The sequence below is a fragment of the Streptomyces sp. DSM 15324 genome (genome assembly GCF_001514285.1).
Lineage (GTDB): Bacteria > Actinomycetota > Actinomycetes > Streptomycetales > Streptomycetaceae > Streptomyces.
This window is the reverse complement of record NZ_KQ949029.1, coordinates 206,407-231,765: the sequence shown is the minus strand read 5'-3', so window position 1 is coordinate 231,765 and position 25,359 is coordinate 206,407. Positions and strand designations below refer to the sequence as shown.

Annotated in this window: 24 protein-coding genes and 1 pseudogene; 11 read left to right on the top strand and 14 right to left on the bottom strand. The window is 73.4% G+C overall.

The features are described from left to right. Nucleotides 1-9: 9 nt before the first annotated feature. Nucleotides 10-1,254, bottom strand: coding sequence for an MFS transporter (locus AQJ58_RS23070; protein ID WP_067252965.1), 1,245 nt, complete (start codon nt 1,252-1,254; stop codon nt 10-12). Between the two features lie 127 nt (nt 1,255-1,381). Between AQJ58_RS23070 and AQJ58_RS23065 the strand changes: the two genes are divergently transcribed. Both AQJ58_RS23065 and AQJ58_RS23060 read left to right on the top strand, forming a co-directional pair. Further along, a complete protein-coding gene (locus AQJ58_RS23065) occupies nt 1,382-2,314 on the top strand; it encodes a LysR family transcriptional regulator (protein ID WP_067252963.1) in 933 nt (310 codons plus the stop codon). Nucleotides 2,315-2,529: 215 nt separating this feature from the next. Then, nucleotides 2,530-3,381 (top strand): RCC1 domain-containing protein, encoded by an 852-nt coding sequence (locus AQJ58_RS23060; protein WP_067252962.1) that lies wholly within the window; start codon nt 2,530-2,532, stop codon nt 3,379-3,381. Nucleotides 3,382-3,439: 58 nt separating this feature from the next. Here AQJ58_RS23060 and AQJ58_RS23055 read toward each other — a convergent pair whose 3' ends face one another. Genes AQJ58_RS23055 through AQJ58_RS23040 form a run of 4 tightly spaced genes read right to left on the bottom strand, consistent with a single transcriptional unit; the run spans nt 3,440 to nt 8,371 of the window. Beyond that, a complete protein-coding gene (locus AQJ58_RS23055) occupies nt 3,440-4,972 on the bottom strand; it encodes an ABC transporter ATP-binding protein (RefSeq protein WP_067252960.1) in 1,533 nt (510 codons plus the stop codon). Next, nucleotides 4,969-5,823, bottom strand: a complete 855-nt coding sequence (locus tag AQJ58_RS23050) for an ABC transporter permease (protein WP_067252959.1) — start codon at nt 5,821-5,823, stop codon at nt 4,969-4,971. Before AQJ58_RS23050 ends, AQJ58_RS23055 begins: the two co-directional genes overlap by 4 nt. Beyond that, nucleotides 5,820-6,833 (bottom strand): ABC transporter permease, encoded by a 1,014-nt coding sequence (locus AQJ58_RS23045; RefSeq protein ID WP_067252957.1) that lies wholly within the window; start codon nt 6,831-6,833, stop codon nt 5,820-5,822. Before AQJ58_RS23045 ends, AQJ58_RS23050 begins: the two co-directional genes overlap by 4 nt. Next, nucleotides 6,818-8,371 carry an ABC transporter substrate-binding protein gene (locus AQJ58_RS23040; RefSeq protein ID WP_067252955.1) on the bottom strand — a complete coding sequence of 518 codons (1,554 nt, stop codon included), beginning with the start codon at nt 8,369-8,371 and terminating at the stop codon, nt 6,818-6,820. The genes AQJ58_RS23045 and AQJ58_RS23040 overlap by 16 nt, the downstream gene beginning before the upstream one ends. 322 nt (nt 8,372-8,693) lie before the next feature. Here AQJ58_RS23040 and AQJ58_RS23035 point away from each other — a divergent pair, with 322 nt between their 5' ends. The 5 genes from AQJ58_RS23035 to AQJ58_RS23015 all read left to right on the top strand — a co-directional run bounded on the left by AQJ58_RS23035 (nt 8,694) and on the right by AQJ58_RS23015 (nt 14,595). Then, nucleotides 8,694-9,683 carry a TauD/TfdA family dioxygenase gene (locus AQJ58_RS23035; RefSeq protein WP_067252953.1) on the top strand — a complete coding sequence of 330 codons (990 nt, stop codon included), beginning with the start codon at nt 8,694-8,696 and terminating at the stop codon, nt 9,681-9,683. Between the two features lie 65 nt (nt 9,684-9,748). Next, on the top strand, nt 9,749-10,780 hold the full coding sequence (locus AQJ58_RS23030; protein WP_067252951.1) for an ornithine cyclodeaminase: 1,032 nt from the start codon (nt 9,749-9,751) through the stop codon (nt 10,778-10,780). Then, nucleotides 10,771-12,120: a Y4yA family PLP-dependent enzyme gene (locus AQJ58_RS23025; protein ID WP_067252949.1), complete on the top strand. Its 1,350-nt coding sequence runs from the start codon at nt 10,771-10,773 to the stop codon at nt 12,118-12,120. The genes AQJ58_RS23030 and AQJ58_RS23025 overlap by 10 nt, the downstream gene beginning before the upstream one ends. A 28-nt stretch (nt 12,121-12,148) precedes the next feature. Next, nucleotides 12,149-13,177, top strand: coding sequence for a cysteine synthase family protein (locus tag AQJ58_RS23020; protein ID WP_067252947.1), 1,029 nt, complete (start codon nt 12,149-12,151; stop codon nt 13,175-13,177). A gap of 5 nt (nt 13,178-13,182) precedes the next feature. After that, nucleotides 13,183-14,595, top strand: coding sequence for an MATE family efflux transporter (locus AQJ58_RS23015; RefSeq protein ID WP_067252945.1), 1,413 nt, complete (start codon nt 13,183-13,185; stop codon nt 14,593-14,595). Here AQJ58_RS23015 and AQJ58_RS44650 read toward each other — a convergent pair. Beyond that, nucleotides 14,574-14,699 (bottom strand): annotated as a pseudogene (locus tag AQJ58_RS44650) (IS5/IS1182 family transposase); the annotation flags it as partial. The gene AQJ58_RS23015 and the pseudogene AQJ58_RS44650 overlap by 22 nt on opposite strands. Nucleotides 14,700-14,764: 65 nt before the next feature. Between AQJ58_RS44650 and AQJ58_RS23010 the strand changes: the two are divergent. Continuing rightward, entirely contained in the window at nt 14,765-15,604 is an 840-nt protein-coding gene (locus AQJ58_RS23010) for a class I SAM-dependent methyltransferase (protein WP_067252943.1), read from the top strand. A 72-nt stretch (nt 15,605-15,676) separates the two neighbouring features. On the opposite strand, the gene AQJ58_RS23005 is transcribed toward AQJ58_RS23010, so the two are convergent. Further along, nucleotides 15,677-16,603, bottom strand: a complete 927-nt coding sequence (locus AQJ58_RS23005) for a M48 family metalloprotease (protein WP_067252941.1) — start codon at nt 16,601-16,603, stop codon at nt 15,677-15,679. After that, nucleotides 16,603-16,971, bottom strand: coding sequence for a BlaI/MecI/CopY family transcriptional regulator (locus AQJ58_RS23000; RefSeq protein ID WP_067252939.1), 369 nt, complete (start codon nt 16,969-16,971; stop codon nt 16,603-16,605). The genes AQJ58_RS23005 and AQJ58_RS23000 overlap by 1 nt, the downstream gene beginning before the upstream one ends. A 211-nt stretch (nt 16,972-17,182) precedes the next feature. Between AQJ58_RS23000 and AQJ58_RS22995 the strand changes: the two genes are divergently transcribed. The 3 genes from AQJ58_RS22995 (at nt 17,183) to AQJ58_RS22985 (ending at nt 18,863) form a co-directional block, all read left to right on the top strand. Continuing rightward, nucleotides 17,183-17,452: a hypothetical protein gene (locus AQJ58_RS22995; protein WP_067252938.1), complete on the top strand. Its 270-nt coding sequence runs from the start codon at nt 17,183-17,185 to the stop codon at nt 17,450-17,452. A gap of 77 nt (nt 17,453-17,529) precedes the next feature. After that, complete coding sequence (locus tag AQJ58_RS22990) at nt 17,530-18,114, top strand: sigma-70 family RNA polymerase sigma factor (protein WP_067252936.1); 585 nt, start codon at nt 17,530-17,532, stop codon at nt 18,112-18,114. Beyond that, nucleotides 18,111-18,863 (top strand): anti-sigma factor, encoded by a 753-nt coding sequence (locus AQJ58_RS22985; RefSeq protein ID WP_067252934.1) that lies wholly within the window; start codon nt 18,111-18,113, stop codon nt 18,861-18,863. The genes AQJ58_RS22990 and AQJ58_RS22985 overlap by 4 nt, the downstream gene beginning before the upstream one ends. 29 nt (nt 18,864-18,892) lie before the next feature. Here the strand turns inward: AQJ58_RS22985 and AQJ58_RS22980 are convergent, their stop codons facing one another. Genes AQJ58_RS22980 through AQJ58_RS22955 form a run of 6 tightly spaced genes read right to left on the bottom strand, consistent with a single transcriptional unit; the run spans nt 18,893 to nt 25,058 of the window. After that, complete coding sequence (locus AQJ58_RS22980) at nt 18,893-19,624, bottom strand: alpha/beta hydrolase (protein ID WP_107122120.1); 732 nt, start codon at nt 19,622-19,624, stop codon at nt 18,893-18,895. Continuing rightward, nucleotides 19,621-20,448 carry a DUF1295 domain-containing protein gene (locus AQJ58_RS22975; RefSeq protein WP_067252933.1) on the bottom strand — a complete coding sequence of 276 codons (828 nt, stop codon included), beginning with the start codon at nt 20,446-20,448 and terminating at the stop codon, nt 19,621-19,623. The genes AQJ58_RS22980 and AQJ58_RS22975 overlap by 4 nt, the downstream gene beginning before the upstream one ends. Further along, nucleotides 20,445-21,758: an SAM-dependent methyltransferase gene (locus AQJ58_RS22970; protein ID WP_067252931.1), complete on the bottom strand. Its 1,314-nt coding sequence runs from the start codon at nt 21,756-21,758 to the stop codon at nt 20,445-20,447. The genes AQJ58_RS22975 and AQJ58_RS22970 overlap by 4 nt, the downstream gene beginning before the upstream one ends. Continuing rightward, a complete protein-coding gene (locus tag AQJ58_RS22965) occupies nt 21,755-23,026 on the bottom strand; it encodes a class I SAM-dependent methyltransferase (protein WP_067252929.1) in 1,272 nt (423 codons plus the stop codon). Before AQJ58_RS22965 ends, AQJ58_RS22970 begins: the two co-directional genes overlap by 4 nt. After that, nucleotides 23,023-23,757, bottom strand: coding sequence for a DUF1365 domain-containing protein (locus AQJ58_RS22960; RefSeq protein WP_199844655.1), 735 nt, complete (start codon nt 23,755-23,757; stop codon nt 23,023-23,025). Before AQJ58_RS22960 ends, AQJ58_RS22965 begins: the two co-directional genes overlap by 4 nt. Continuing rightward, entirely contained in the window at nt 23,754-25,058 is a 1,305-nt protein-coding gene (locus AQJ58_RS22955) for an NAD(P)/FAD-dependent oxidoreductase (RefSeq protein WP_067252927.1), read from the bottom strand. Before AQJ58_RS22955 ends, AQJ58_RS22960 begins: the two co-directional genes overlap by 4 nt. Between the last annotated feature and the right edge of the window lie 301 nt (nt 25,059-25,359).

The following is a 25,359-nucleotide window of genomic DNA, read 5'->3' as shown; positions in this document are numbered from 1 at the left end:
CGAGCCCCGTCAAGACCCGCCGCGGGCCGGTTCCGGCTCGTGCCGGGGAGCGGGGTCGTGCCGTGGAAGCAGGAGCGGGGTGGTGAGGATGAGCAGGCCCGCGGCCGTGAGGGCGGTGCGCGGGCTGGTGAGGTCCGCGAGCAGGCCGCCGAGCGCGGTGAGGACGGCGATGGACGCCTGCTGGCCGATCGACCAGGCCGACAGCGTGCGGGCGACGAGGTGCTTCGGGGTGTGTGCGAGCCGGTAGGTGGCGAGCACCGGGGTGTACAGGCTCATGTTGACGATGATCGCCAGTTCGACGGCCATCACGGTGACGAGGCCGACGGTGCCGGGCCCGACGAAGGCCAGGCCGATGAGCCAGACGGCGCGCAGGGTGCCGACGGTCCGGAAGACCGCGTGCCGGCCGTGACGCGCCACGACACGGGGCGCCAGCCGGGAGCCGACGAGCCCGCCGAGGCAGGGGGCGGCGAAGGCGAGGCCGTACTGCCAGGGCGTGAAGCCGAGTTGCCGTAGCAGGAGCACGGCCAGCAGCGGCTCGGTGGCCATGATGAGCCCGGCGACGAGCAGGTTGTTGAGGTAGAGCGCCCGCAAGCCGGGGTGGCCCAGGATGTGCCGCCAGCCGTCGAGCAACGCGCCCGCCCGGACCCGGTTCCTCCCGGTCGCCGGCGGAGCCTCCTCCCGGCCGCGGACGGCGGTGATGGCCAGCGCCGAGAGCAGGTAGCTCACCGCGTCGGCCACCACCGTGGTGACCGGTCCGAACAGGCCGATCGCCGCACCGCCCAGCGGAGGCCCGATCGCGATGGAACTCCAGTTCGTGGACTCGAACCGGGCGTTGGCGACCAGGAGATCGTCCGGCCGGACGAGGGACTTGAGGTAGGCGCCACTGGCGGCGTTGAAGGCGATCTTCGCTGCGGCGACCACGGCCGAGATCACGAGCAGCTGGACGAAACCGAGCCGGCCGAGGGCGTAGGCGACAGGGATCGTGGCCATGGCCGCGCACCGGGTCAGGTCCATCATGATCATGACCGGGCGCTTGCGCCGGAACTCCACCCACGGCGCCAGCGGCACCGCGATCAGCGCGCCCACCGCGGGACCCACCGCGGACAGCGCGGCCACCTCGGCGGGACTGGCGTGCAGGGCCAGCACGGCGATCAGCGGCAGCGCGCCGAACCCCAGGCCGGACCCGTACGCGCTCACCGCGTACGCCGCCCACAGCCACCCGAACCGCCGGCCCAGGCGTCTCCTGCCCACCATGCTCAGCACTCCCACCCGAACAATCCGACGTTGACCGGAAAGAGCTAATCGAGCGGCACAGCAGCAGGTCAAACAACCATCCTGCCGACGACCCACAACCATGCGTTGTTCATTAAGGTGGATCGCTGTGGATCTCGAAGCCGTGCGTACCTTCGTCGCCGTCGCGGAAGCGGGCCGGTTCCAGAAGGCCGCCGCCGACCTGTCGATCACCCAGCAGGCCGTCTCCAAGCGCATCGCCGCGCTCGAGCGCAGCCTCGGCGTACGGTTGTTCACCCGCGCCGCCCGCGGCACCGAGCTCACCATCGACGGGCAGGCGTTCCTGCCGCACGCGCGCGAGCTGCTGCGGGTCACCGAGCGTGCGGTCGCGTCCGTACGCCCCGGCCGGCGGCCGTTGCGCGTCGACGTGATCGCCTCGCGCGGCGCGGCGGCGGGCCTGATGCGCGACTTCCACCGCGTGCACCCCGAGATCGACCTCGACGTGGTGATGCTCTTCGACATGGACGCGGCCGTCGCGGCCATCCGCTCCGGGGCCATCGACGCGTCCTTCCGCGCCGTCGCCGTACCCGGCCGCCCCCTCCCCGAGGACATCGTCTCCGTCCGGGTGCTCGACGAGCCGCTCCAGCTCCTCACCGGCCCCGCCCACGCGCTGGCGGGCGCGCCGTCGGTGACGCTCGCCCAGCTCGTCGGCCACAGGATCTGGATGCCCGGTATCGTCCCCGGCACCGAGTGGGGTGCCTACTACGACGACCTCGTCGCCGAGTTCGGCCTCACCATCGAGGCGACCGGCCCCAACTTCGGCTCGGACGCGCTCCTCGACACCATCGCCGACACCCCGGCCCTGGCCACCTTCATGGGCGAGCACACCCGCCTCATCTGGCCCGCCGGCCACGGCCTGCGCCGCATCCCGGTGACCGACCCGAACCCCGTCTACCCGCACTCGCTCCTCTGGCACCGCGACAACCCCCACCCGGCGCTGACCACCCTCCGCACCCACCTCGCCACCACGGCTACGGACCGTGCCGCCGGGTCCTGGACACCAGGCTGGGTGCTGCCACGCTGACGTCAGCGGGTGAGGGCTTCGGAGGGGAGAGGTCCGCAGTGCTGTGCGCCTGCATGTGCCCCGGGTGCGGGAAGAGGTCGTCTCGCCCGGATCGTCTCGCCCGGACGGATGACCAACACATCCGCTGGGAGATCCGCCACGCCACTCACCGGTTCCGGGCCAACGTAAGGTGGCATCCAGTTGTCGCGGACCCGCGCCGAGCACAAGGAGGCGCCATGCTCGCCAACTCGTCGGCCCTGGCGGCCGGAAGGCGGCATTCGGTCGGACGGCGTCACGACGGAACCGTTGTCGCCGTGGGCAATTCCGCAGCCGCTGAATGCCGTGTCGAGCCATGGGAAGACGTCGTCGCGGTGGCAGCCGGCAACGTCCATGTCGCGACGAACACCGGCAGGTCTCATACGGTGGGACTCCGGTCGGACGGCACCGTGCTGGCCACGGGGTGGAACGGCGACGGGCAATGCGATGTCGCCGGGTGGCGCGGCGTCACGGCCGTGGCCGCGGGCTGGCGCCGCACGCTCGGACTACTCGCCCATGGCCGCGTGCTGGCAGTCGGCCGAAGTGCGGAAGGACAGTGCGCGGTGCGGTCCTGGCGCGAGATGGTCGTCCTCGCCTGCGGCGACTGGCACTCGGTCGGCGTCCGGTCGGACGGTTCCGCCCTGGCCGCGGGGAACAACCGACGGGGCCAGTGTGCCGTAGAGGCGTGGAGTGACCTGGCCGCCATTTCGGCCGGGTACCTCCATACCGTCGGCCTCAGAGCCGACGGGCGGGCAGTGGCCACCGGAGAGCGGGCGACCGGGGCGTGCGCGGTCGACGCGTGGGAAGACGTCGTGGCACTCGACGCGGGCAGCTACCACACCGTCGGGGTCACGGCGTCCGGCCGGGTCCTCGCAGTGGGAGACAACAGCCACGGACAGTGCCACGTCGGCGATTGGCGCGACATCGTCGCCGTGGCGGCCGGTGCGACGCACACCCTCGACCTGCGTACCGATGGCACGGTCCTGTCGGCCGGGAACAACGCCGACAGACAGTGCGACGTCGAAGCCTGGTCCGGAGTCTCGGGACGATAGAGGAGCAGTCGTTGCCTCATGACCCACGCCCGACATCCACCGCGATTCACACGCATGGTCAGCCGCCGAGCGGGGTTCCCGTGGCCAGTGCTGCGGTCACGGGGTGGGACGGTGAGGTGAGCAGCTGTGCGGTGGGTCCCGATTCGATGGCATGTCCCTCGGACACCACGAGCAGGGTGTCGGTGTGGTCGGCGACGAGGCGCAGGTCGTGGCTGACCAGGACGAGGGACAGGCCGCGCCGGGCGCGGAGGTCCGTCAGCAGGTCCATGATGGCGTCGGTGGTGCCGGCGTCGAGGGCCGAGGTGACCTCGTCGCAGATCAGTACGTCGGGGTCGGCCGCCAGGGCACGGGCTATCGCGACGCGTTGGCGCTGTCCGCCGGAGAGTTCGTGCGGGTAGCGGTCGGCGAAGGCGGCGGGCAGGCCGACCTGGCTCAGGAGTTCCAGGACGCGGTCGGGGACCTGGGCACGCCCGGCCCGGCGGTGCAGCAGGAGCGGGCGGCGCAGGGTGGCCTCGACGGTGCGGCTGGGGTTGAGAGTGCCGAGGGGGTTCTGCGGTACGAGTTGGAGGCGGCGGCGCTGGTCGCGGGAGCGGCGGTGTGCGGTGGGGGCGAGGTGGGTGCCGTCGAGGCTGACGGAGCCGGCGGTGGCACGGTGCAGGCCGACCAGGGTGCGCAGCAGGGTGGTCTTGCCGGAGCCGGAGGCGCCCACGATGCCGAGGCTGCTTCCGGCGGGGAGGGTGAGGTCGATGCCGTGCAGCACGGGGACGCGGCGGCCGCGGTGGAGGTGGGCGGCGTGCAGGCCGGACGCGGTGAGCGTGTGCGGGCCCTCGTGCGGCGCCTGCTCGCGCGGGGCGGGTGCGGTGCGTGCGGGTTCCGGCAGGCGTGGGCCGGTCAGGTCCATGACGTCGTCGGCGAGCCGGGTGACCAGGTCGGGGTCGTGGCAGGACAGGCCGATCGCTATGCGGTGGCTTTCCGCGAGGTGGCGCAGGAGGTCGGCGATCTCGTCGCGCAGGGCCGGGTCGAGTCCGGCCGTGGGTTCGTCGAGGAGGAGGACGGCGGGGCGGCGGGCCAGGGCGCGGGCGAGGGCGACCCGGCGCTGCTGGCCGCCCGACAGGCTGCCGATGCGGCGGTCGGGCAGGCCGTCGTCGGTGGGCAGCCGGACCTCGGCGAGCTGGGCGCGGATCGCCTCGGGGCTCTTGTCGACGGCGACTTCGGCGAGGAGCCGGCGCACCTTCATGCGCGGGTTGAGGGCGGAGCCGGGATCCTGGCCGACGTAGGCGAGGCGGTGCCGGCGCAGGGTGCGCAAGGCGCGTGCCGGGAGGGCCAGGGGGTCCTGGCCGAGGACGGTGACGGTGCCCGTGGTGCGTTCGGCGCCCGGGGGAAGGGTGCCCGTCACGGCTCGCAGCAGGGTGGTCTTGCCGCAGCCGGAGGGGCCGACGACGGCGGTGATGCGGCCGGGGGCCAGTTCGAGGTCGGCCCGGTCGAGCAGGAGGCGGTCGTCCGGGGCGGTGACGGTCAGGTCGCGGACCCTTACGGTGCTCTCCCCGTCGGCCGCTTGACTGTCGGAGTACCAGTGGGGCATGTGGTTCACAGTGCGGTGACCGCCTTCCGGCCGGTTGCGGGGACGAGGGCGGCGGCCGCGAGGTTCACGCTCATGGCGAGCAGGCCGATGGCGAGGCTGGGGACGAGAACGGCCCAGGGGTTGAGGACGATGCCGGCGGAGTTCTCGCGAATCATCAACGCCCAGTCGGCGGCCGGTGGTTGCGGCCCGACCTGAAGGAACCCGGCGGTGGCGACGAGGTAGACGGCGGCGACGAAGCGCAGCCCGAACAGGGCCAGCAGGGTGGCCCGCAGGTTGGGCAGCACCTCCCGGACCACGAGGTACCCCAGCCGCTCCCCGCCGACGGCCGCCGCCTCCACGTATCCGGAGGCCGCCACGGGCGCGGCGGCCCCGGCCACCAGGCGCACCGCGTAGGGGACGCCGAGGACGACGGACGCGGTGACGACGGCGAGGCGTCCGCCGTCCGGCCACGACAGGGTGACCAGCAGGATGCCGAGCACAGCGGGAAGCAGCATCAGCACGTCGGCGGCGCGTTCGACGATCCGTCCGACGGCCGGGCGCAGTGCGCTGACCGCCCCGAGCGCGGCGGCCACCGCGGTGACCAGGACGGCGACGAGGAGGGACGTGATGACGAGTTCGCGGCCTCCGGCGAGTACGCGGCTGAGGATGTCGCGGCCCAGCTGGTCGCCGCCGAGCGGGGCGTCGCCGCCGGGTTGCGCGTACGGCGCGGTGACCGGGGTGTCGACGGCGTGCGGCGCGAGCCAGGGCCCGGTCAGGGCGAGGGCGGCGAGCAGCAGGGCCGGGAGCACCCGGAGGACGACCCGGAGCCGGGCACGGCGCACGGGCCGGGTCGTCTTCGCGGCGGTGGTGGTCGCGGTCATGTGCGGTCTCCCGAGGCCCAGGCGCGGACGAGGTCGGCGAGCAGCAGTACGCCGGTGATGACGGCTCCGGTGACGGCGACGACCCCGGCGATGAGCGGGCTGTCGCGGTCGGCGACGGCTCCGGCGAGGACGGAGCCGATGCCGGGGTAGTTGAAGATGGTCTCCACGACGACCGCGCCGCCCAGCAGCATGCCGGTGGAGGTGGCGATGCCGGCCGTGATGGTGGGCAGTGCGCCGGGCAGCAGGTGGTGGGTGAGGATCCGGTGGCGGGGGAGTCCGTCGAGGACGGCGGTGTCGATGTGAGGGGCCTTGGCCTCGTCGGCGAGTGCGGCCCGCACGATGCGGGTGTTCCAGCCGAGCTGCGGGATGGCCAGGGCGAGGACGGGCAGGACGAGCATCCGCCAGGAGGCGGGGGAGCCGTCGGCGTCGGTGAGGGTGACGGCGGGCAGCCAGTCGGTCCACAGGGCGAAGACGAGGACGAGGGCGACCGCGATGACGAACTCGGGCAGCGCGAGCACACCGGTGGCGCTCGCGGACACGGCCCGGTCGGCCTCTCCGCCGGGCCGGACCGCAGCCCAGCAGCCGAGCGCGACGGAGGCGAGGAGGGTGACCAGCAGCGCGAGCCCGCCGAGCAGCAGGGTGTTGGGGAACGGGTGGGCGAGCAGGTCCGCGACCGATTCCCCGCGTGCGGAGGTTCCGAGGTCACCGGTGGGCAGGCCGGTCATCCACTCCCGGAAGCGTTCCAGGACCGGCCGGTCCAGGCCCAGCAGATGACGCCGTTCGGCGAGGTCTGCCGCGCTTTCCCCGCGCTCTGATGTGGCGGTGGCCGCGTCACCCGGCAGCAGTTCCACGGCCGTGAAGACGAACGCGAGCAGGACAGTCAGCAGTACGGCCCGGCGCGCGAACACCCCGGCCACGCGCAGCACAAGCCGTGTGACGGCCGGGGCCGGCCGGGGCTCAGCGCCCCTGACCGGCCGGCGTCGCACCGCCTGGATCAGCGAGCCAGCCATGCCGTCTCAAGCTGGACGCGCCCATAGCCGGGCAGGTTCGGCAGGTTGCGCACGGCCGAGCCGGCGAGGTCGATGCCGTCGGCCATGCCCCACAGCAGATAACCGGACTCGTCGTACTCGATCTGCTGGAGATCGTGCAGGACCTTGGCGCGGTCCGTCGCGTCCTTGGTCGCCATCGCCTTCTTGTACGCGGCGTCGAACTCCGTGTTCTTCCAGCCCGCCTCGTTCTGGCCGGAGTCGGACACCATGGTCTTGCTGGCGAAGAACACCACCGAGTCGTTGGTGCCCCAGTACGTGGTGTACAGGTCGCCCTTGAGCCAGGTCTTGTCCCAGAACGTGGCCGACTCCTGCTTGACCACCTCGACCCTGACCCCGGCCTCGCGGACCTGGGAGGCGAACAGGGTGGCGGACTCGGCGAGGCCCGCGATGTCCTCGGTGGTGACCAGTTCGTAGGTCTTCGACGTGTCGAAGCCGGCTTCCTTCAGCAGTTGCCTGGCCTTGGCCAGGTCGCGCCCCCGCTGCGGGATGTCCTTGGCGTAGGCGGGGTCGCCCGTGCCGAGGACGTCGTTGGCGACGGTGCCGTACCCGGACAGCACCTGCTTGACCATGGCCTCGCGGTCCACGGCCAGGCGCAGCGCCTCGCGCACCTTCGCGTCCGCGAAGGGTCCGCCGGCGGTGCGCATGACGATCGGCATCGCCATGTCGTTGGGGCGGCGCACGATCTGGATGTCGTCGCGCTTCTCGGCCGTACGGGCCGCGACCGCGCCGACGTTGGAGGCCACGTCGATCTGCCCGGCGAGCAGCGCGTTGGCCATCGCCTGCGGGCTTTCGAAGATCTTGACCTCTACGGCGTCGAGGTACACGTCGCCGCCGTACCAGTCGTCGTTGCGGACCAGGCGGGCGTTGCCGGAGCGGAACCAGTCCAGCTTGAAGGGGCCGGTGCCGGGCGCCTTGGCGAGGTCCTTGTCGGCGGTGTCCTTCTTCAGCACGAAGGTCGTCAGGCGCGTGAGCTGCGGCAGTTCCGCGTTGGCGTAGTCGGACACCAGGACGACGGTGTTCTCGCCCTCGGCCCTGATGTTCTCCGGCTTGATGCCGGGCAGACGGGAGGCGCCCGAGGGGGTGTTGCGCAGCCGCTTCAGCGACCACACGACGTCCTCGGCGGTGACGGGCGTGCCGTCGTGGAACTTCGCACCCTTGGCGAGAGTGAAGCGCCAGGTCTTCAGGTCGTCCGAGGCCTGCCAGGTCGCGGCGAGGCGGGGAACCGTGTTCGGCTTGGTGCCGGGAACGGTGAGGGTGTCGTAGACGAGCGAGATGATCAGGTAGTCGCTCTCGTTGGCCTGGGTGCCGTGCGGGTCACGGGTGATGGCCGACGCGCGGCCCAGCGCACCCACCCGGAGGGTGCCGCCCGGCCGGGGCTTCCCGCTCGCCTCGGCCGGTGACTTCGACGAGGTCTCGTCACCGCCGCCACAGGCGGCCAGGAGCGCGGCCGCGCCTATTCCGCTGCCGGCCCACAGCACCTGGCGTCTGTTCAGATTCACGTCGTACGACCTCGTTCCACTCACACAGGGCACATTGCTTAGGTGTGCCTACCCTAAGAAGACCCTGGGCTGCAAGCCTCACTGATGCCTTTACCGATCTCTGGCGGGGCGTCAAGTCGGCGCATGGAAGCACGCAACGGCGCACGTGAGGCGGGTAGTTCACCGCCAGGGCAGGGTGATCGGTAAGGCTTGCCTAACCTAAGGGCGGCTGATACGTTTCGCAGCGATCACCGAGCCGACCCACAGCACATCCACAGGTCGGACCCCTCCAAGCCCCACCGCCCCCCACCCCGCACCCACGCCCGAAAGGGATGTCTGCGCCATGCCCACGGGAGCCGCACCCGTACGACAGCTCGCCCCGCACGACATAGACGAGCTGACCGAAACCGCCCACAAGATCCTCGCCGACTTAGGCAGTTCGGCCGCCCGGCCGGAACTGCTCCGTCGGGTCGCGACCTCCGCCACCCGCCTTGGGGAAACGATGCGCCAGGCGTGTCGCCCGGTCGACACCGACGACGGCCTGTACGTCCTGCGCGGCCTGGCCGTCGACGACGGCGGAATCGGGCCCACGCCCAGCAGTTGGGCCACCGCCGGTGACCGCGCCGCCGCCTGGGACGTGATCCTGCTGCTGCTCGCCGCCGCCATGGGCCACCCGATCGCCTGGGACGGACAGCAGGAGGGCCGCTTCGTGCACAACATCGTGCCCGCGCCGGGCCACGAACAGGAGCAGACCGGCGCGAGCAGCGCAGTGCTGCTCAGCCCGCACACCGAGGACGCCTTCCACCCCGGCCGCGCCCACCTGCTGCTGCTCGCCTGCATGCGCAACCACGACGCCGTCGCCACCACCGCCGCCAGCATCCGCAAGGTCCGCCTCTCCGACGAGGATGTGGCGCGGCTGTCCCGCCCGGTGCTGCCGATCCTTCCCGACGACGCCTACGCCGAGGCACAGGGCTTCGCGGGCGAGCCGCCGAAGGTCCCCGTCCTGTGGCAGACCGAGGCCGGCCCGACCCTGCGCTACGACCCCGCTTACACCCCGCTCGACGAGGCGCCCGCCGACTACCGCGCCGCCTACGACCGGCTGACCGCCGAACTGGAACGCGTCTCGGTCGCCGTCGCCCTGGAGCCCGGCGACGTCCTCGTCGTCGACAACGACCAAGTCGTGCACGGCCGGGTGCCGTTCAAGGCCCGCTACGACGGCACCGACCGCTGGCTCAAGCGCGCCTCGGTACGTGTCCCCGGCCGCCGCAGCCGCCCGTTCGCCGAGGCGGACGAGCACGGCTACGGGCAGTCCGCGACCGTGGCCCTCGTCTGATCTCCCGCCAACGCCCCCAGCTCCGAACTCTCTGGTCCGAATCCCCTGGCATGAAGGGAACAGCCGTGACCGGCACCTCCGCACGCACGGACACCACCCCGGCCGACACCTCCGCGGACGACAAGAGCCTGCGCATCCTGAGCACCAGCGACCTCGCCGGCATCGACATCTCCCTGACCGACGTCGTCGACGTGGTCGAGCAGGCGTACCGCGCGCTCGCCGACGGCAAGTCCGCCAACCCGCGCAAGCTCACCGTCAAGCCCGAGGACGGCCACTCCGTCTCGTACGCCATGCTCGGCCGTGACGGTGTCCGTGAGGTCGTCGCGATCAAGACGTCGTACAAGCACGGTCTCGACACGTCCCGTGACCAGCAGCACTACTACACGACCCTCACCGTCTACGACGACATCACCGGCCTGCCCGTCGCGATGATGGACTGCGGCCGCATAGGCTCCCTGCGCACCCCCGCCGTCTCCGCGCTGCTCGCCCGCGAGTGCGCGCCGCCCGGCAGCCGCAGCGCCCTCGTCATCGGCACCGGCACCCAAGGCCGCCTCGCGCTGCCGTTCCTGCTCACCACGCTGCCGGACCTGGACCGGCTCATGGTCTACGGCACCCACCCCGACGGACTCGCCGCCGTCCGCGAACGGCTGCACCACTACTTCCCGGACCGGGAGGTGGAGGTCGTCGACGACGTACGGGTCGCCGCCGCGGACGCCGACGTCGTGGTCGCCACCGCGGGCCAGCACACCCCCGCCGCAGTGGAGTGCGACGACCTGAAGCCGGGCTCCCTGTCCATCCTGGTGGGCCACGGCATCGCGCCCTCCACGCTCCAGCGGGCGGACCGGGTCATAGCGACCAGCGAGGCGCAGATGAAGGTCACCGGCACGGACATGGCCGACGCGGACGGCGCCTTCCCCGCCGTGGACGCCGAGTTCCCCGAGGTCGTGGCGGGACGCGCGCGTGGCCGGCAGCGGCCGGACGAGCGGATCTTCGCCTACAACAGCGGCCTGGTCGTCACCGACATCGCACTCGGGCACCGCTTCGCGCAGCTGGCCATCGAGCAGGACCTGGGAACACGGGTGTCGCTGTGGCGGTGAGCGAGACGACGGCGGCCCCGCCCCTGCCGGCCCACCCGGACCCGCAGCTCGACGCGATCCTGACCGGCCCGCTTCCGCACGAGCTGTCGTACGCGATCGGAGGCCCGTTCCACCTGCTGCTGCCCGACCGGTTCGACGCCAACGCCGCCGCTTTCCCAGCGGTGCTCGACGAGTTCGGTGTCGAGGGGCGCGTGTACTACGCGAAGAAGGCGAACAAGGCCGCCGTATGGATCGAACAGTGCGCCCTCTCCGGTACGGGCGTGGACGTGGCCAGCGCCGGTGAGCTGCGTGACGCGCTCGGACACGGCGTGCGCGGCGAGAACGTCGTCATCACCGGGCCCGCCAAAGCCGAGAGTCTCCTGCGGGTCGCCGTCCTGCAGGACTGCCTCATCGCCGTCGACGCGCTCGACGAACTGGAGCGCGTCATCGCACAGGCGCAGACCGCCGCACGTGCGGCGCGCGTGCTGTTGCGGCGACTGCCACCGGCCCAGCCGCACAGCCGCTTCGGGCTCGACGAGAAGGAGCTGGCCTGCGCCCTCTCCCGGTGCGCCGAGGCCGGCGAAGCCGTCGTGATGGAGGGCTTCTCCTTCCACCTGTCCGGCTACGACACACAGGCGCGCGCCGAGCTGGCGGGCGAGCTGGTCGACCTCTGCCTCAAGGCACGGGCCCTCGGGCTGCGCGCGGACCGGATCAGCATCGGCGGCGGCTTCGCCGTCGACTACACCGCCGCGGAACACTGGGAACACTTCCTCGAAGAGCAGCGGCCCGACCACTACCATGCCGGCAAGTCCTTCACCGCGTCCGACTTCTACCCGTACCACTCACCGGTGGCAGGCCCCGACGCCCTGCGCGCGATCCTCACCACCAACGCCCTGGCCGGGCGACTGCGCGAGGCGGGCGTGATGCTGCTCCTCGAACCCGGCCGGGCGCTCCTCGACCGGGCCGGCTGCACGGTGTTCCGCGTGCAGGGCGTCAAGGACCGGCCCGGGTACGGCGTCGTCACCGTGAACGGCAGCAGTCTGAGCCTGTCCGAGCAGTGGTTCAACAGCGAGTACCTGCCGGATCCGGTCCTGCTGCCCGCCCACGAGCCGCAAGGTGAGCCGTACGCCGCCTGCGTCGGCGGTGCCACCTGCCTGGAGTCCGACATGGTCACCTGGCGCAAGGTGCGGTTCCCCACCCGCCCGGCCGCAGGGGACCTGCTCGTCTACCCCAACACCGCCGGCTACCAGATGGATTCCAACGAGTCCCCCTTCCACGAGCTTCCGCTCCCCCCGAAGGTCGTCCTCGACACCGCCGGCGGCACGACCCGCTGGCGGTTCGACCGCCATCCACTCGCCTGACTCTCTCCCCGAAAACTGGAGCCATCCGATGGACAAGGCGCTCTCGCGTCCCGCCGTGGTCAGCCGTGTCTCCGATCTCATAGGCCACACCCCGCTCTTCGAGGTGTGCCGCACCGACACCGGCAGCCGACTCCTGCTCAAACTCGAACAGTTCAACCCGACCGGCACCGCGAAGATCCGTATGGCCCGGCAGATGGTCCTCGACGCCGAGGACCGCGGACTGCTGCGCCCCGGCGGCCGGATCGTCGAGTCCACCTCCGGCAACACCGGCCTCGGCCTCGCCGTGATCGCGGCCGAGCGCGGCTACACCTTCACCGCGGTCGTCGACCATCACGCCGCCGCCGACAAGCTGCGCGGCATGAAGGCCCTCGGTGCCGAACTCGTCTATGTCGCCGACGAGGGCGACGAGGAGCTGGCCACGGCCGCCCGCGAGGAGTTCGCCGCGAAACTCGCGGCCGAGAGCGACAACGCCTACTTCACCGAGCAGCACAACAACATGGCCAACGGGGATGGTTACCGGCCGGTGGCCCATGAACTCGACGCCGCGCTGGACGGCCGTATCGACATCCTCATGGGCGCCGTCGGCACCGGCGGAGGACTCTTCGGAACCGGCGGCGAGCTGCGCAGGACCGTGCCCGGGGTGCGGATCGTCGGGGTCGAGCCGAAGGGGTCGATCGCCTTCGGGCCGCCCGCCCACGACTACTACCAGTCCGGCACGGGCACCCCCGAGGGCGCCACCATCGGTGCCATGGTCGACTACGGCCTGCTGGACGAGGGCGTCAAGGTCGGCGACGTCGAGGCGTTCGCCACCGCACGCGTGCTGGCCCGCCGGATCGGCCTTCTCATCGGCGGCTCCGCGGGCGGTGTCGTGTACGAGGCGCTGACCCGGATGTCCTCCCTCGAGCCGGGCACGACTATGGTCGCGCTGGTCAACGACGGAGGCGAGAAGTACATGGACACCGTCTTCAACGACGACTGGATGAACGCCCGCAATCTCATCGACCCGGCCGTCGAGCGCGACATCGACGAGCTGCTGACCGAACTCCGTGAGAACTGACACCGATGCCGACACCGCTCAGCACCCTGCTCCGTGACAGCCGCGCCCTGGCGACCCTGGCCGTCCCCCTCGCCCTGACCCAGCTCGCCCAGGTGGCCCTCACCACCACCGACACGGTGATGATGGGCCTGATGGGCGCCGAGGCACTGGCCGGCGGCGGCCTGGCGCTGGTCATCTTCAACCAGCTGCGCACCATGGGCGTCGGCCTGGTCACCGCGGTCGGCAACCAGGTGTCAGCCGCCTCCGCTCGCGCCGACGAGGACGAGGGTCTCACCGAGGAGGCGCAGGAGGGGGTCCGGGACGTGGTCCGTGCCGCGCTGGCGCTGGCGACCCTGGCCGGCATCGTCGGTGCCCTCGTCATCCTGCTGATCGGCCGTGCGGTGGCCTACCTGGGCCAGGACCCCGAGGTCGTGGACACCGCCTGGCCGGTGCTGCTGGCCCTGGCCCCCGGCCTGATCCCCTGCCTGTGGTTCCAGGCGATCCGCCAGTTCACCGTCGGCATGCGCCGCCCGCAGGCCCTGCTGCGGATCACCATCGCCTCCGTCGCCGTCAACGCGGGCCTCAACTGGGCTCTCATACACGGAACCTGGGTGTTCCCCCAGTGGGGCCTGCCCGGCATCGGCATCTCCACCTCGCTGGTCTACCTGCTCACCTGCATCGCCCTGTACGCCTCCGCCCGCCGCGACCCCCGGCTCGCCCCGCTGCTGGACGTCCGGATCTGGAAGGCCCGCCCGGCCACCCTGCGCCGGCTGACCGGCCTGGGCGTGCCCATCGCCGCCACCTACGGCTCCGAAGCGGGCTTCTTCTCCGTCGTCGCCCTGCTGATCGGCACCTTCGGCAGCGCCGCGCTGGCCGCGCACACCGCCGTCAATCAGCTGATCTACATCGTCTTCCAGATCGCCGTCGGCCTGTCCCACGCCGCGTCCCTCAACGTCAGCCGCGAACTCGCCCTGGACCGGACCGATGCCGCCCGGCGCATCAAGAACACGGCGCTGGCGTGCGCGGCGGCCGTGATGGCCGTGGTCGGCGTCGTCTACCTCACCGCCCCCGGCCTGGTGCTGCGCCCGTTCCTCGACCCGTCGTCCGCCGACGGCCACAGCGCGACCGACATCGCCACCCACCTGCTGCTGATCGCCGCCGTCCTGCAATTCTTCGACTGCGCCCAGAACATCGGCGTCGGCCTGCTGCGCGGCCTGGACGACACCAAGAGCGGCTTCCGCATCACCCTGGTCGGCTACTGGCTGATCGGCCTGCCCGTCGCCTGGCTCCTCGGAAGCCTCACCGGCCTGGAGACGGAAGGCGTCTGGCTCGGCCTGCTCACCGGCCTCGCCGCCACCGCCCTGCTCCTCCTGCGCCGCTACCACCAGGCTCTGTCCCTGCGCGCGACCGAACAGCAGCGAGGGCTCAGTCTGCGGTAGCCCGACAGCCACGACATCGTGCGCTCGGGCACCCACCTGCGGCGGCCCCAGCGCTCGCCGGACTCGATGCCTCTGCGCGCGATCCGCACCGCGATGCGCTCGCCACGTCACCCTGGCTCATTAGGCTGGCGCGGTGACTGAGGAGCCGGAGCGGGTGCAGCCGTCGGGAGTGTGGGCCACCGCGGTGGGGGTGGCCAGGGTGCGGGCGGTGGAGACCGCGCGGGAGAACCCCCTGTTCCGCGACCCGCTGGCCCGGGCCTTCGCCGCTGCCGGCGGTCTCGGGCCCTCCCCGGGGCCGCTGCCCGGTGACGAGGCCGCGCGACGCCGCCGGCAGGGCGTGGCGTTCTCCATCGTCATCAGGACGAGATTCCTCGACGACCTGTTGCGGCAGGCTTCCGCGTCCGGGGTCCGGCAGGTCGTGCTGCTCGGTGCCGGCATGGACAGCCGGGCCTTCCGGATGGACTGGCCCGAGGGCACCCGGCTGTTCGAGGTCGACACCGCCGCGCCGCTGGACTTCAAGGCTTCGGTGCTGCGCCAGGAGGGGGCCGTCGCCCGCTGTGAGCGGATCACCGTCGCGGTGGACCTGCGGGAGGACTGGCCGGGCGCGCTGGCCGCCGCCGGGCACGATCCGGCGGTGCCGACCGTGTGGATCGCCGAAGGACTGCTGATCTATCTGCCCGAGGACGCGGTGGACCTGCTGCTGGCCCGGATCGGCGCGCAGTCCGCGCAGGGCAGTCGGATGGGGCTGACCTGGGGCTCGCGCGGCGTGATCGAGCGCTTCGGTGCGGACGCCGTACCGGGATCGGCGGCGTCCCTGTGGGTCTCGGAGATGCCCGACGACCCGGTGGGCTGGCTGGCCGGGCACGGCTGGGAGGCCGAGAGCCACACCGTGCGCGAGCGCGCTGCCGCCTACGACCGCCCCGTCAGCACGCCACCGCGGCCCGAGGAACGGCCCGGCGGACTGATCTCGGCGATCCGCCGGCAGAGCGCCTCCCGGTCTTCCGGGTGATCGGTTGAGGGTGCGCCCTGCCGTGCTGGGCACCCTGTCGCGTCCCGCCCGCACCACCGACGCGCCGGTGGCTCACCCCGTCGTCTCGCCCTGGGCGATCTCGATGTCCTCGTGGACGCGGAACGCGCCGGTCGCCGCCGTGGCGCAGGACAGCACGGCGCACGTCGCGAGGAGCGCGGCGATGAGCGGCACGGCGCGCGCGTGCCGGGCGGGCGCCAGGAGTGCGGCCACGCGCCGGGGGACCGGGCCCGTCGTCGCCGCGGGGGTGACCGTCGGGCGTACGGTGTCCCGCCCGGTCGTCGCCAGCGCCGCCCGGGCGATGGCGCGCGCGGTCAGGTGCCTGTCGCCGACGGCGGTGGCCGCGGCTTCGTCGGCCGCCCGCTCGGCGGCGAGCCGGATGGCCTCCCGGACCGGACGCAGGGCCGGGTGGCAGTGCGCGGCGAGTTCGGCCGTGGCCAGGAAGTAGTGGTGGCCGCCGCTGTTGTGGGCGCGCTCATGCGCGAAGAGCGCCTCGCGCTCGGGCGGGTCGAGGCTGCGCAGCATGGCGGTGGTGACGACGATGCGGTGCGGGCGGCCGGGCAGGGCGTAGGCGTCCGGGCGGGGGGAGTCGACGACGCACAGGTCGCCCGCGGCCGGGCGGCGGGCGGCCTGGGCGCGGGCGGTGCGCAGCCCCGCCGCCTGCCGTACGAGGGACAGCCCGAGTGTGAGGGCGGCCAGGACGAGGAGGCCGGCCGCGAGCGCGGCGATCGGCAGGACCAGCCGCTCGGAGGGGGTGCGCAGCGGGTGGACCAGCTCACCCAGCGCGGCGAGGGCCGGGATCCTCAGCAGGCCGGTCAGCGCGAGCGTGCCCAGCGCGGCGACGCTGCCGCCCGCGAGGAGGAGCGCCGAGAAGGTGAGGGTCCACAGGGCGGCGACCGGAGGGCAGCGGTCGAGGACCCGGCGGGCCAGCGCGGGGGCCGCCCACGGCACGAGCAGCGGGATCAGGAGCAGCGCGATCATCACGGCCCCTCCTCCAGCAGGTGGCGCAGCACCTGCTCGTCGTCCGGGCTGAGCCGGTCGACGAAGCGGGCCAGCACGGTCGCCCGGTCGCTGTCGCGGTCGAGTTCACCGTGCATGCGCAGGGCGGTCAGGCCGTGCGGGTCCTCTATGGGGCGGTAGGCGAAGCCACGGCCCTGCCGCTCCCGCTCCAGTGTCCCCTTCTCGTGCAGCCGGGACAGGATCGTGGTCACGGTCGTGCGGGCGAGGTCGGAGGCGAGGTGGGTCTGTACCTGGGCGGGGGTGAGCGGTGTGCCCGCGGCCCACAGGGCGGCCAGCACGGCGGCCTCCAGCTCACCCGCCGGCCGGCGTTCGTCCTTCGCCTCGGGCATGGGAACCCTCCTCGCGCCTCGATCGTCCACAGTGTCGTAGACCGTCTACATAATTGTAGTCGGTCGGGTTGTCGCGCCGGAGCCCGGCGGGCCGCGGGCACCGTCCGGCCGGCCTCGGCGAAGGGCCCCGTCCGATGACTGCCACCGTAGCCCTCTCGACGCCCGTGACCACGCGCACCACCCGCCGACGGTCCCCGGCATCACGCACGTCGTGCCCGTGCCGCACCGCCCGACCGACGGCCTCGACGCACCCCACCCGGTGCCGGCGAGGCTCGACGCCGGGCACGCCGAACTGCCGGCGGCCGTCACCGCCACCCTCCTCGAACGGATCGTCAGCCCCCTGCCGGCCAACGCCGCCCGGTATGCCGGCCACGCGGCGACCGTAAGACCGTCGCGCGCCACCGGCCGCCCGCCTCCGCCCAGGGGAGCGGCATGGCCGCCGTGGACACCGACGCGCTCCCGCACCGCACAGCGGCAGTGACGCATCCGCCGCAACCGAACCGGGGTCCCGACCGGAACGGATTACGCCCGGACATGTCCCGACGGTGGAGGCCCTCGGTGAAGGAAGCAGTACACATCGGAAGAAACCCCTCGACGGAACCCGACCTGCAAGGCCTGCTCGGGCAGGTGGCGCTGGGGGACGAAGAGGCGTTCGCCGGCGTCTACGACGCCGTGGCGGGGTCGGTGCTGGGAGTCGTCCGCGCCGTGCTGCGCGATCACGCCCAGTCCGAGGAGGTGGCCCAGGAGGTCCTGGTCGAGGTGTGGCGGACCGCTCCCCGCTACCGCCCCGACCGCGGTACGGCGATCAACTGGATCCTCACCCTCGCCCACCGCCGCGCGGTCGACCGGGTGCGGTCGGTGGACGCGGCGGCCGCCCGCGACCACCGGGCCGCGCTGCTGGACCGGGTGCCCGAGTACGACGAGGTGGCCGAGCACGTCGAGGCGCGGCTGGAGCGCGAACAGGTGCGGCGCTGCCTGCGCACCCTGACCGAGGTCCAGCGCCAGGCCCTCACACTGGCGTACTACCGCGGGTTGACCTACCGCGAGGTGGCGGAGGCGCTGCACCTGCCGTTGGGGACCGTCAAGACCCGCCTGCGCGACGGGCTCATCCGGCTGCGCGACTGCCTGGGAGTGACCGCGTGAGCACCCTCGACCTGCACCGGCTGACGGGCGCCCACGCCCTGCACGCGCTGCCCGACGACGAGAACGTCACCTTCGAACGCCACCTCTCCCGGTGCGAACCGTGCCGGGAGGAGGCCGCCGAACTGCGCGCGACCGCGGCGCGCCTCGGCCTCGCCGCGGCCACCACGCCCTCCCCGGCCCTGCGCGAGCACGTCCTGCGCCGGATCACCACCGTCCGCCAGGAGGTGCCCGGGACGACGGACGGGGCCCTCCCCGTCCACGCCGGCCGCCGGGCCCGGCTGCTGTCCCGCTGGGTGCTCGCCGCCTGCCTCGCCGCCACCGCCGCGCTCGGCGGGACCGCGGTGTGGGAGCACCAGCGGGCCGAGGACGCCGGCGAACGGGCCCGCCGCGCGGCCGGCACGGCGGACGAGATCGCCGCCGTACTCGCCGCACCGGACGCCCGGACCCGGGCCGCGCGACTCGGCGGCGGCGCCACCGGTGCCGTCGTCGTCTCCCGCGAACTGGACCGGGCCGTGTTCGTCGTGTCGGGGATGACCCGCCCGCCCGGCGGCCGGGTCTACCAGCTCTGGTTCGACGACTTTGGACGCATGCGGCCGGCAGGGCTGATGGACCCCGGCCGCAACGACCAGGTCGTCCTGCTGCGCGGCGCCGTGGACGGTGCCTCGGGGATGGGCATCACGGTCGAACCCGAGGGCGGCTCGCGTGCCCCGACCACCGGCCCGGTCGCCCTGATGACACTGCCCGCCTGAGCGGCGCCGCCCCCGCGGGGGCGGCGCGGTCAGAGCTCCGGGAAGGCACCCGTGCCGTAGCACTCCTCGGGCAGGGGGTCCGGCACCCCGTCGGGGTCGAGCAGATGGGCCACGACGGCCGTGGTGGTGAGGTGCCAGAAGCGGTGGCGGCGCAGCAACGCGTGGTCGCCGCCGGCCACGAGGGCCATCCCGGCGCGTGCCGCCGTGCGCTGCGCGCGGTGCACGCAGTCGGCCGTCGCGGCGGGGGAGGTGATGCGGTCCCGCGCCCCGTGCAGGGCGACGATCCGCCGCCCCGCGACCTGCTCGACCGGCTCGCCCGCGGGCCACCACGGAGCGAGGGCGAGCACAGCGCGGACCTGCGGGTGATCCGCGGCGCGCAGGGCGGCCCGGGCGCCCATGGAGTGGCCCAGCAGAACCGTCGGGACGGGGCCTGCGAGACGGGCGAGATCCTCCAGCGCGCGCCGCGCGTCCCGCACCGGATCCGCCCGGGTGCCGTTCCAGCCGCGGACGCGGTAGCGGACCTGCCCCACCAGGACGTCCCGGTGGGGCAGCGCGGCGGTCACCGCCCGCACGATCGGTTCCATGCGCAGGGCGGCGAGCTGCCCACGCCGGCTGGGCCGCTCACTGTCCGCCTGCCCGCCGTGCAGCACCAGCACGGCTGCCCGCGGGCGCGGCGGGGACCCGCGCAGGACCAGCGCCGAGACCGACGGGGCGGCCGGCCCCGGCCCGTGCGGCCCCTGTCCGTCCGGCCTCCGCGTCATGGTTCGCTCCGCGCGCAGGACGGCTCCCGCCTCGGCGGGCGCGGGAAGAAGCCGCTGGTGCGGGCCGCGTAGGCGGCGAAACCCGGCCGGTCGGCCATGTGCCGCTCCAGGAGCCGCTTCCCGCTGCCCCGGATCAGCAGCAGACTCATCACCACCGGCGACACGACGGACACGGCGGCCGCCGCCGGGGAGTCGCAGGTGAGCAGGAACAGTCCCCACCACACACAGAAGTCCCCGAAGTAGTTGGGATGCCGGGTCCACGACCACAGGCCCCGGTCCATGATCCGGCCCCGGTTGGCGGGATCGGCCTTGAACCGGGCCAGCTGGGCGTCCCCGACCGCCTCGAAGCCGAGGCCCACCGCCCACAGCGCGCCACCGGCCCAGACCACGGGAGACGGCGTGTCCGGCACGTACTGCGCCGCCTGCACGGGCAGCGACACCAGCCACACCAGCGCTGCCTGGAGCAGGTACACCATCCGCAGCGCGTACGCGTTCCGGTTGCCGGGGGCCTTGGCCAGCATCGCCTCGTAGCGCGGGTCCTCGCCGTGGCCGCGGCCACGGCGGGCGATGTGCGCGGCGAGCCGCAGCCCCCACACCGCGGTCAGGACGGTGACGAGGACCCGCCGGCCGAGGTCCCCGTGCCCGGCGGAGGCCGCGAACGTGACGGCCGCGACCGCAGTGAAGCCGATACCCCAGGCGACGTCCACGATCCGGTGTACTCCCGCGCGCACCGCCACGGCGAAGGTGACCAGCATGACGGCCAGGGCCGCGGCGGCCGCCCAGGCGAGGTTGAGCGCGAACGCGCCCCACGGGAAACCGCTCACGGCCTCTCCAGCCCCTCGTACCAGTGACGCGCGACCGCCGGCATGCCGCTGCCGCCGCCCGCGACGGGCCGTACGCCCAGGATCTGGTCGACGCCCATGCGCCCCTCCTCGAAGGCCAGCGCCCCGCCCACCAGGTAGAGCCGCCACACCCGCGCGGTCTCCTCGCCCACCAGAGCGGTGAACGACCCCCAGCGCTCCTCCAGGGTGCGGTGCCAGGCGGTGACGGTGCGGACGTAGTGCTCGCGCAGGGACTCGCAGTGCCGCACCTCCAGGCCGGCCGCCTCCAGCAGGCCCACCGTCTCGCCGAGCGGCCGCATGTGCATGTCGGGCGCGATGTACGCCTCGATGAAGGGCCCGCCGCCGGGGGCACCGCGCCCACGCGACATCTGCTGCACCAGCACCCTGCCGCCGGGGCGCAGCAGCCGGTGCAGGGCGGCCGCGAACGCCGGGTACTCGGCGTCGCCGACGTGCTCGCCCATCTCGATCGTGGTGACGGCGTCGAAACCGCCGCCCCGGATGTCCCGGTAGTCCTGGCACACCACCTCCACCCGGTCGGCCAGGCCGCGTGCGGCCACCTGTTCCCGGACGTACGCCGCCTGCTCCCGGGCCAGCGTGACGGCGGTCACCCGGGCTCCGTGCCGCTCGGCGGCGTGCAGGGTGAGGGCACCCCAGCCGCAGCCGATGTCCAGCAGCCGGGCGCCCGGCGCCAGGGCGACCTTGCGGCAGATCAGCTCCAGCTTGGCCCGCTGCGCGTCCGCGGACGTGAATCCGGGGCCCTCGCCCGCCCAGTAGCCGCAGGAGTAGGCCATGGTCTCGTCGAGGAGCAGGCCGTAGAACGCGTTGGACAGGTCGTAGTGGTGGCTGATGGCGGCCCGGTCGCGGGCCCGGCTGTGCAGCCCGCCGCGCAGCCGGGCCTGGGAGACGGGGGCGGGCGGCGGAGGGCCCACGACGCCGAGCCGTACGGCGGTGGTGAGCGCCCTGGCCCGCTCGGCGGGGGTGAGCCGGGGCGGGCGCAGCCGGCGCTCCCGGGCGGCTGCCCAGACGGCCCTGAGTCCCTCGCCGAGATCGCCCTCGACGTCGAGTTCACCGGTGACGTACGCCTGTGCCAGACCGAGTTCGCCGGGCTGCCACAGCAGCCGGCGCAGAGCGCGGCGGGACCGCAGCACGACCACGGGCGCCCCGGCGGGGCCCGTCTCGCTGCCGTCCCAGGCCCGCAGCCGTAGGGGCGGCGGGCCGCCGAGCGCCTCCTCGGCGAGGGCGGCCAGGCGGTGGGCGGCGCCGGTCCGGGTGACGGGCTGGAGGCTGGTCATCGGGCGGTGCCCTCCTTGGTGAACAGGTACTGCTGGACGTCGAGGTAGCCGGCCCGGAAACCGGCCTCGGAATAGGCGAGGTAGAAGGTCCACAGACGGCGGAAGGTCTCGTCGAAGCCGAGCCTTTCGACGTCCTCGGCGCGCGCGGTGAAGCCCTCCCGCCACAGACGCAGGGTCTCGGCGTAGTGGGCGCCGAAGGCGTCCCGGCGCGCCGGCCGCAGCCGGGTGTGGTCGCGGACGGTCTCCTCGATCGCCCGCGTGGAGGGAATGAGGCCGCCGGGGAAGACGTACTTGTGGATCCAGGTGAAGGTGTCGCGGGCGGCGAGCATCCGCTCGTGCGGCATGGTGATCGCCTGGAGCGCCGCCCGGCCGCCGGGGGCCAGCCGCGCGTCGAGGGTGCGGAAGTACACCGGCCAGAACTCCGCGCCGACCGCCTCGATCATCTCCACGCTCACGACGGCGTCGTACTCCCCGCCCGCCTCGCGGTAGTCGCACAGCTCGATCGAGACCCGGTCCGCGAGGCCCGCCGCGCGCACCCGCTCCCGGGCCAGCGCCTGCTGCTCGCGCGAGAGGGTGAGCGAGGTGACCCGTGCGCCGCGGGCGGCGGCCCGCAGGGCGAGCTCCCCCCAGCCGGTGCCGATCTCCAGCATCCGGGTGCCCTCGCCCACCTCGGCCAGGTCCAGCAGCCGGTCGATCTTGCGGTGCTGGGCCGCCGTGAGCAGGTCCCGGCTCGCGGGGAAGCCCCGGTAGACGGCCGAGGAGTAGGTGAGGCTGTCGTCGAGGAAGAGGGCGAACAGGTCGTTGGACAGGTCGTAGTGCCGGCTGATGTTGGAGCGTGAGCCGTCCGGCGTGTTGCGCTCGTCGTGCGGGTGCCGCGGCGCCCACAGCCCGCGCAGCCGCTGCAACGGCGCCGGGACGAGATCGGCGACGTGTCCCGCCAGCACCGTCAGCAGGGCGACCAGGTCGGGGGCGTCCCACTCCCCGGCCATGTAGGACTCGCCGAAGCCGACCAGTCCGCCGGTGCCGACCCGGGCGTGGAAGGCACGCGGGTCGTGGACCTCCAGCAGCGGCCCGCCCGCGCCGAGGGTGCCGGAACCCGCGAACCGGGCCCGCAGGGGCAGCCCGCGCAGGGCCCGGCGCACCACGGCCCCGGTCACGGCGGCACGGGCACGCGAGGCGGGCGGTACGACGGCGACGTCCGGCCAGCGGACCGGATCGACGCCCGCGGCTCGGTTCTGGGGGCCGGTGAGGGGCTCTGCTGTCCTCATGTCACGTTCTCCGGGGTGGGGTGGGCGTCGGTGCGGGGCTGGACGGGCAGCCCCCGCAGGTACAGGCGTATGCCGTGGGTCCGGATCGCGGCCGACACGACGAGGGTGGACCAGGGGTGGCGCAGCGCCAGCCGCAGCAGGGCGGCGCCGCCCGCCTCCCGCCGGGTACCCCGCACCGTCGCGGTCAGGGCCCGGCCGCCCGCGCGGTCCAGGTGCACGGCGAGGTCGAGGCGCTGTCCCGGCACGGGCAGCCGCATGCGGTAGCGGCCGTCGACCGGGAAGAAGGGCGAGACGTAGAACTCCTTGCCGGTGGACGCGGTCCCGTCGGCGTCCGGACGCAGCAGGTAGCAGTGGCGCCCGCCGTAGGTGTTGTGCACCTCGGCGACCACACAGCGCAGGTCGCCGTCGGGGCCGTGGCACCAGTACAGGGTCAGCGGGTTGAAGACGTACCCGAGCACCCGGGCGTGCGTGAGCATCTCCACGCGCCCGCCGTCCAGCTGTACGCCGTGCGCGGCCAGGAAGGCGTCCAGACCGGCCCGGACCGAGGGCTGGTCGCCGGTGAAGTGGTCACGCGGGTCGAACCGGGCGAGGGGCCGCAGGGCGCGCGGCAGGCGTGGCGGGCGGTCGGGGTCGATGAGCCACAGGTAGGTGCGGTGGCGCAGGACGTACCGGCGGGGAGCGGTCCGCACATGCGTGATCGTGCACGGGTAGAGGGCGGGTACGGCGTTCACCAGCGCACTCCCAGCGCGGCCGCGGCCGCGACGCCGGAACGGCAGCCGTCCTCGTGGAACCCCCAGCCGTGGTACGCCCCCGCGAACGCGCAGACGGCGCTGTCGAGTTCGGGCAGACGCTGTTGCGCGGCCACCGACTCGGGCGTGTACACCGGGTGTTCGTACACCATGCGGGCCAGCACCCGGTCCGGGTCGACCCGGTCGTCCGCGCCCAGGGTGACCACGAAGTTCTCCGCGGAGTCCAGGCGTTGCAGCCGGTTCATGTCGTAGCTGACCCGCACCCGGTCGGCGCCGGCCGCGCAGGACGGCATCAGATAGTTCCACGAGGAACGGGCCGCGCGGGAGCGGGGGAGCAGCCGGGTGTCGGTGTGCAGGAGGGTGCTGTTGCGCGAGTACCGGAACGCGCCGAGCACCTGCCGTTCCCGCTCGGTGGGATCGGCGAGCAGCCGCAGCGCCTGGTCCGGGTGGACGGCTATCACCACCGCGTCGTACGACTCGGTGGAACCGTCCTCGGCCGTCACGTCGGCGCCGTCGGCACGGCGGCGCACCGCCCGCACCGGGGTGGAGGTGCGGACCTCGCCGATGTGCTTGGCGACCCGGTCGACGTACGCGCCGGACCCGCCGGTGACCGTGCGCCACACGGGTGAGCCGCCCACCGAGAGCATGCCGTGGTGCTCCAGGAAGCGGAACAGGTAGGCGGCCGGGTAGTGCTGGGCGGTGGCGGCGTCGCAGGACCAGACCGCGGACACCACCGGTGTCATGAAGTGGGAGCGGAAGTAGGCCGAAAAGCCCTCGCGGTCCAGGAACGCCCCCAGGGTGAGGTTCGGCGGGCCCCCTTGGGCGAGCAGCCGCCTCGCCGCCCGGTGAAAGGCGGGCACCTCGGCCAGCAGGCGCAGATAGGGCACGCGCAACAGGTTGCGGGGCAGCGCGAAGAGGCCCGCGGGGCCGCGGGCTCCGGCGTACTCCAGGCCGCATCCCTCGCACCGCACCGACATGCTCATCTCCGACTCCTGCGTCGCCACGCCGAGTTCGTCGAACAGCCGCAGCAGGGTCGGATAGGTGCGGCGGTTGTGCACGATGAACCCGGAGTCCACACGGTGCACCCGCCCGTCGTGGGCCGACGTCAGCTCATGCGTGTGCGCGTGTCCGCCGAGCCGTTCGTCGGCCTCGTACAGGGTGACGTGACCGTCGCGGGCCAGAACGTACGCGGCGGTCAGTCCCGCCACCCCGGATCCCACCACCGCCGTCCGCCGTCCGTACCGCACCGTCCGCTCCGGAACGTCCCGTGACGTCCGCTCCATCGCCTCTCCTCCCGCTCTCCGCGATCAGGTCTCCGAGTAATCCGGAGCAGCGCGGGCGACGGATTGGCCGCATCTTCGTCCGGTGCCGGACGGGGGCGGGCGTGAGCGCGGTGGCACGTGCGCGCGGGCCGGCCGCCCTGCCGCCCGGCACAGCCCGCCCGTGCCACCGCATTGAGATTCCCCTCACGGACGGTCTACCGTGAGACCACTTGGAGGGCTCCCCTTCCCCGGGGGCGAGCCGAGCAGCGGTGCGCGTCGAACCGTCTCCGGGTGAAGGAAGTGGTGCCGATGACCGTCGCCT

Bases quoted from the DNA above. Each gene is read 5' to 3' on its own strand.
- AQJ58_RS23050 (WP_067252959.1), bottom strand. From the start codon at position 5,823: ATGACCGCGACCACCACCGCCGCGAAGACGACCCGGCCCGTGCGCCGT.
- AQJ58_RS22955 (WP_067252927.1), bottom strand. From the start codon at position 25,058: ATGGAGCGGACGTCACGGGACGTTCCGGAGCGGACGGTGCGGTACGGA.
- AQJ58_RS22965 (WP_067252929.1), bottom strand. From the start codon at position 23,026: ATGAGGACAGCAGAGCCCCTCACCGGCCCCCAGAACCGAGCCGCGGGC.
- AQJ58_RS23060 (WP_067252962.1), top strand. From the start codon at position 2,530: ATGCTCGCCAACTCGTCGGCCCTGGCGGCCGGAAGGCGGCATTCGGTC.
- AQJ58_RS23045 (WP_067252957.1), bottom strand. From the start codon at position 6,833: ATGGCTGGCTCGCTGATCCAGGCGGTGCGACGCCGGCCGGTCAGGGGC.
- AQJ58_RS22980 (WP_107122120.1), bottom strand. From the start codon at position 19,624: ATGACGCGGAGGCCGGACGGACAGGGGCCGCACGGGCCGGGGCCGGCC.
- AQJ58_RS23035 (WP_067252953.1), top strand. From the start codon at position 8,694: ATGCCCACGGGAGCCGCACCCGTACGACAGCTCGCCCCGCACGACATA.
- AQJ58_RS23000 (WP_067252939.1), bottom strand. From the start codon at position 16,971: ATGCCCGAGGCGAAGGACGAACGCCGGCCGGCGGGTGAGCTGGAGGCC.
- AQJ58_RS23020 (WP_067252947.1), top strand. From the start codon at position 12,149: ATGGACAAGGCGCTCTCGCGTCCCGCCGTGGTCAGCCGTGTCTCCGAT.
- AQJ58_RS22970 (WP_067252931.1), bottom strand. From the start codon at position 21,758: ATGACCAGCCTCCAGCCCGTCACCCGGACCGGCGCCGCCCACCGCCTG.
- AQJ58_RS23015 (WP_067252945.1), top strand. From the start codon at position 13,183: ATGCCGACACCGCTCAGCACCCTGCTCCGTGACAGCCGCGCCCTGGCG.
- AQJ58_RS23005 (WP_067252941.1), bottom strand. From the start codon at position 16,603: ATGATCGCGCTGCTCCTGATCCCGCTGCTCGTGCCGTGGGCGGCCCCC.
- AQJ58_RS23070 (WP_067252965.1), bottom strand. From the start codon at position 1,254: ATGGTGGGCAGGAGACGCCTGGGCCGGCGGTTCGGGTGGCTGTGGGCG.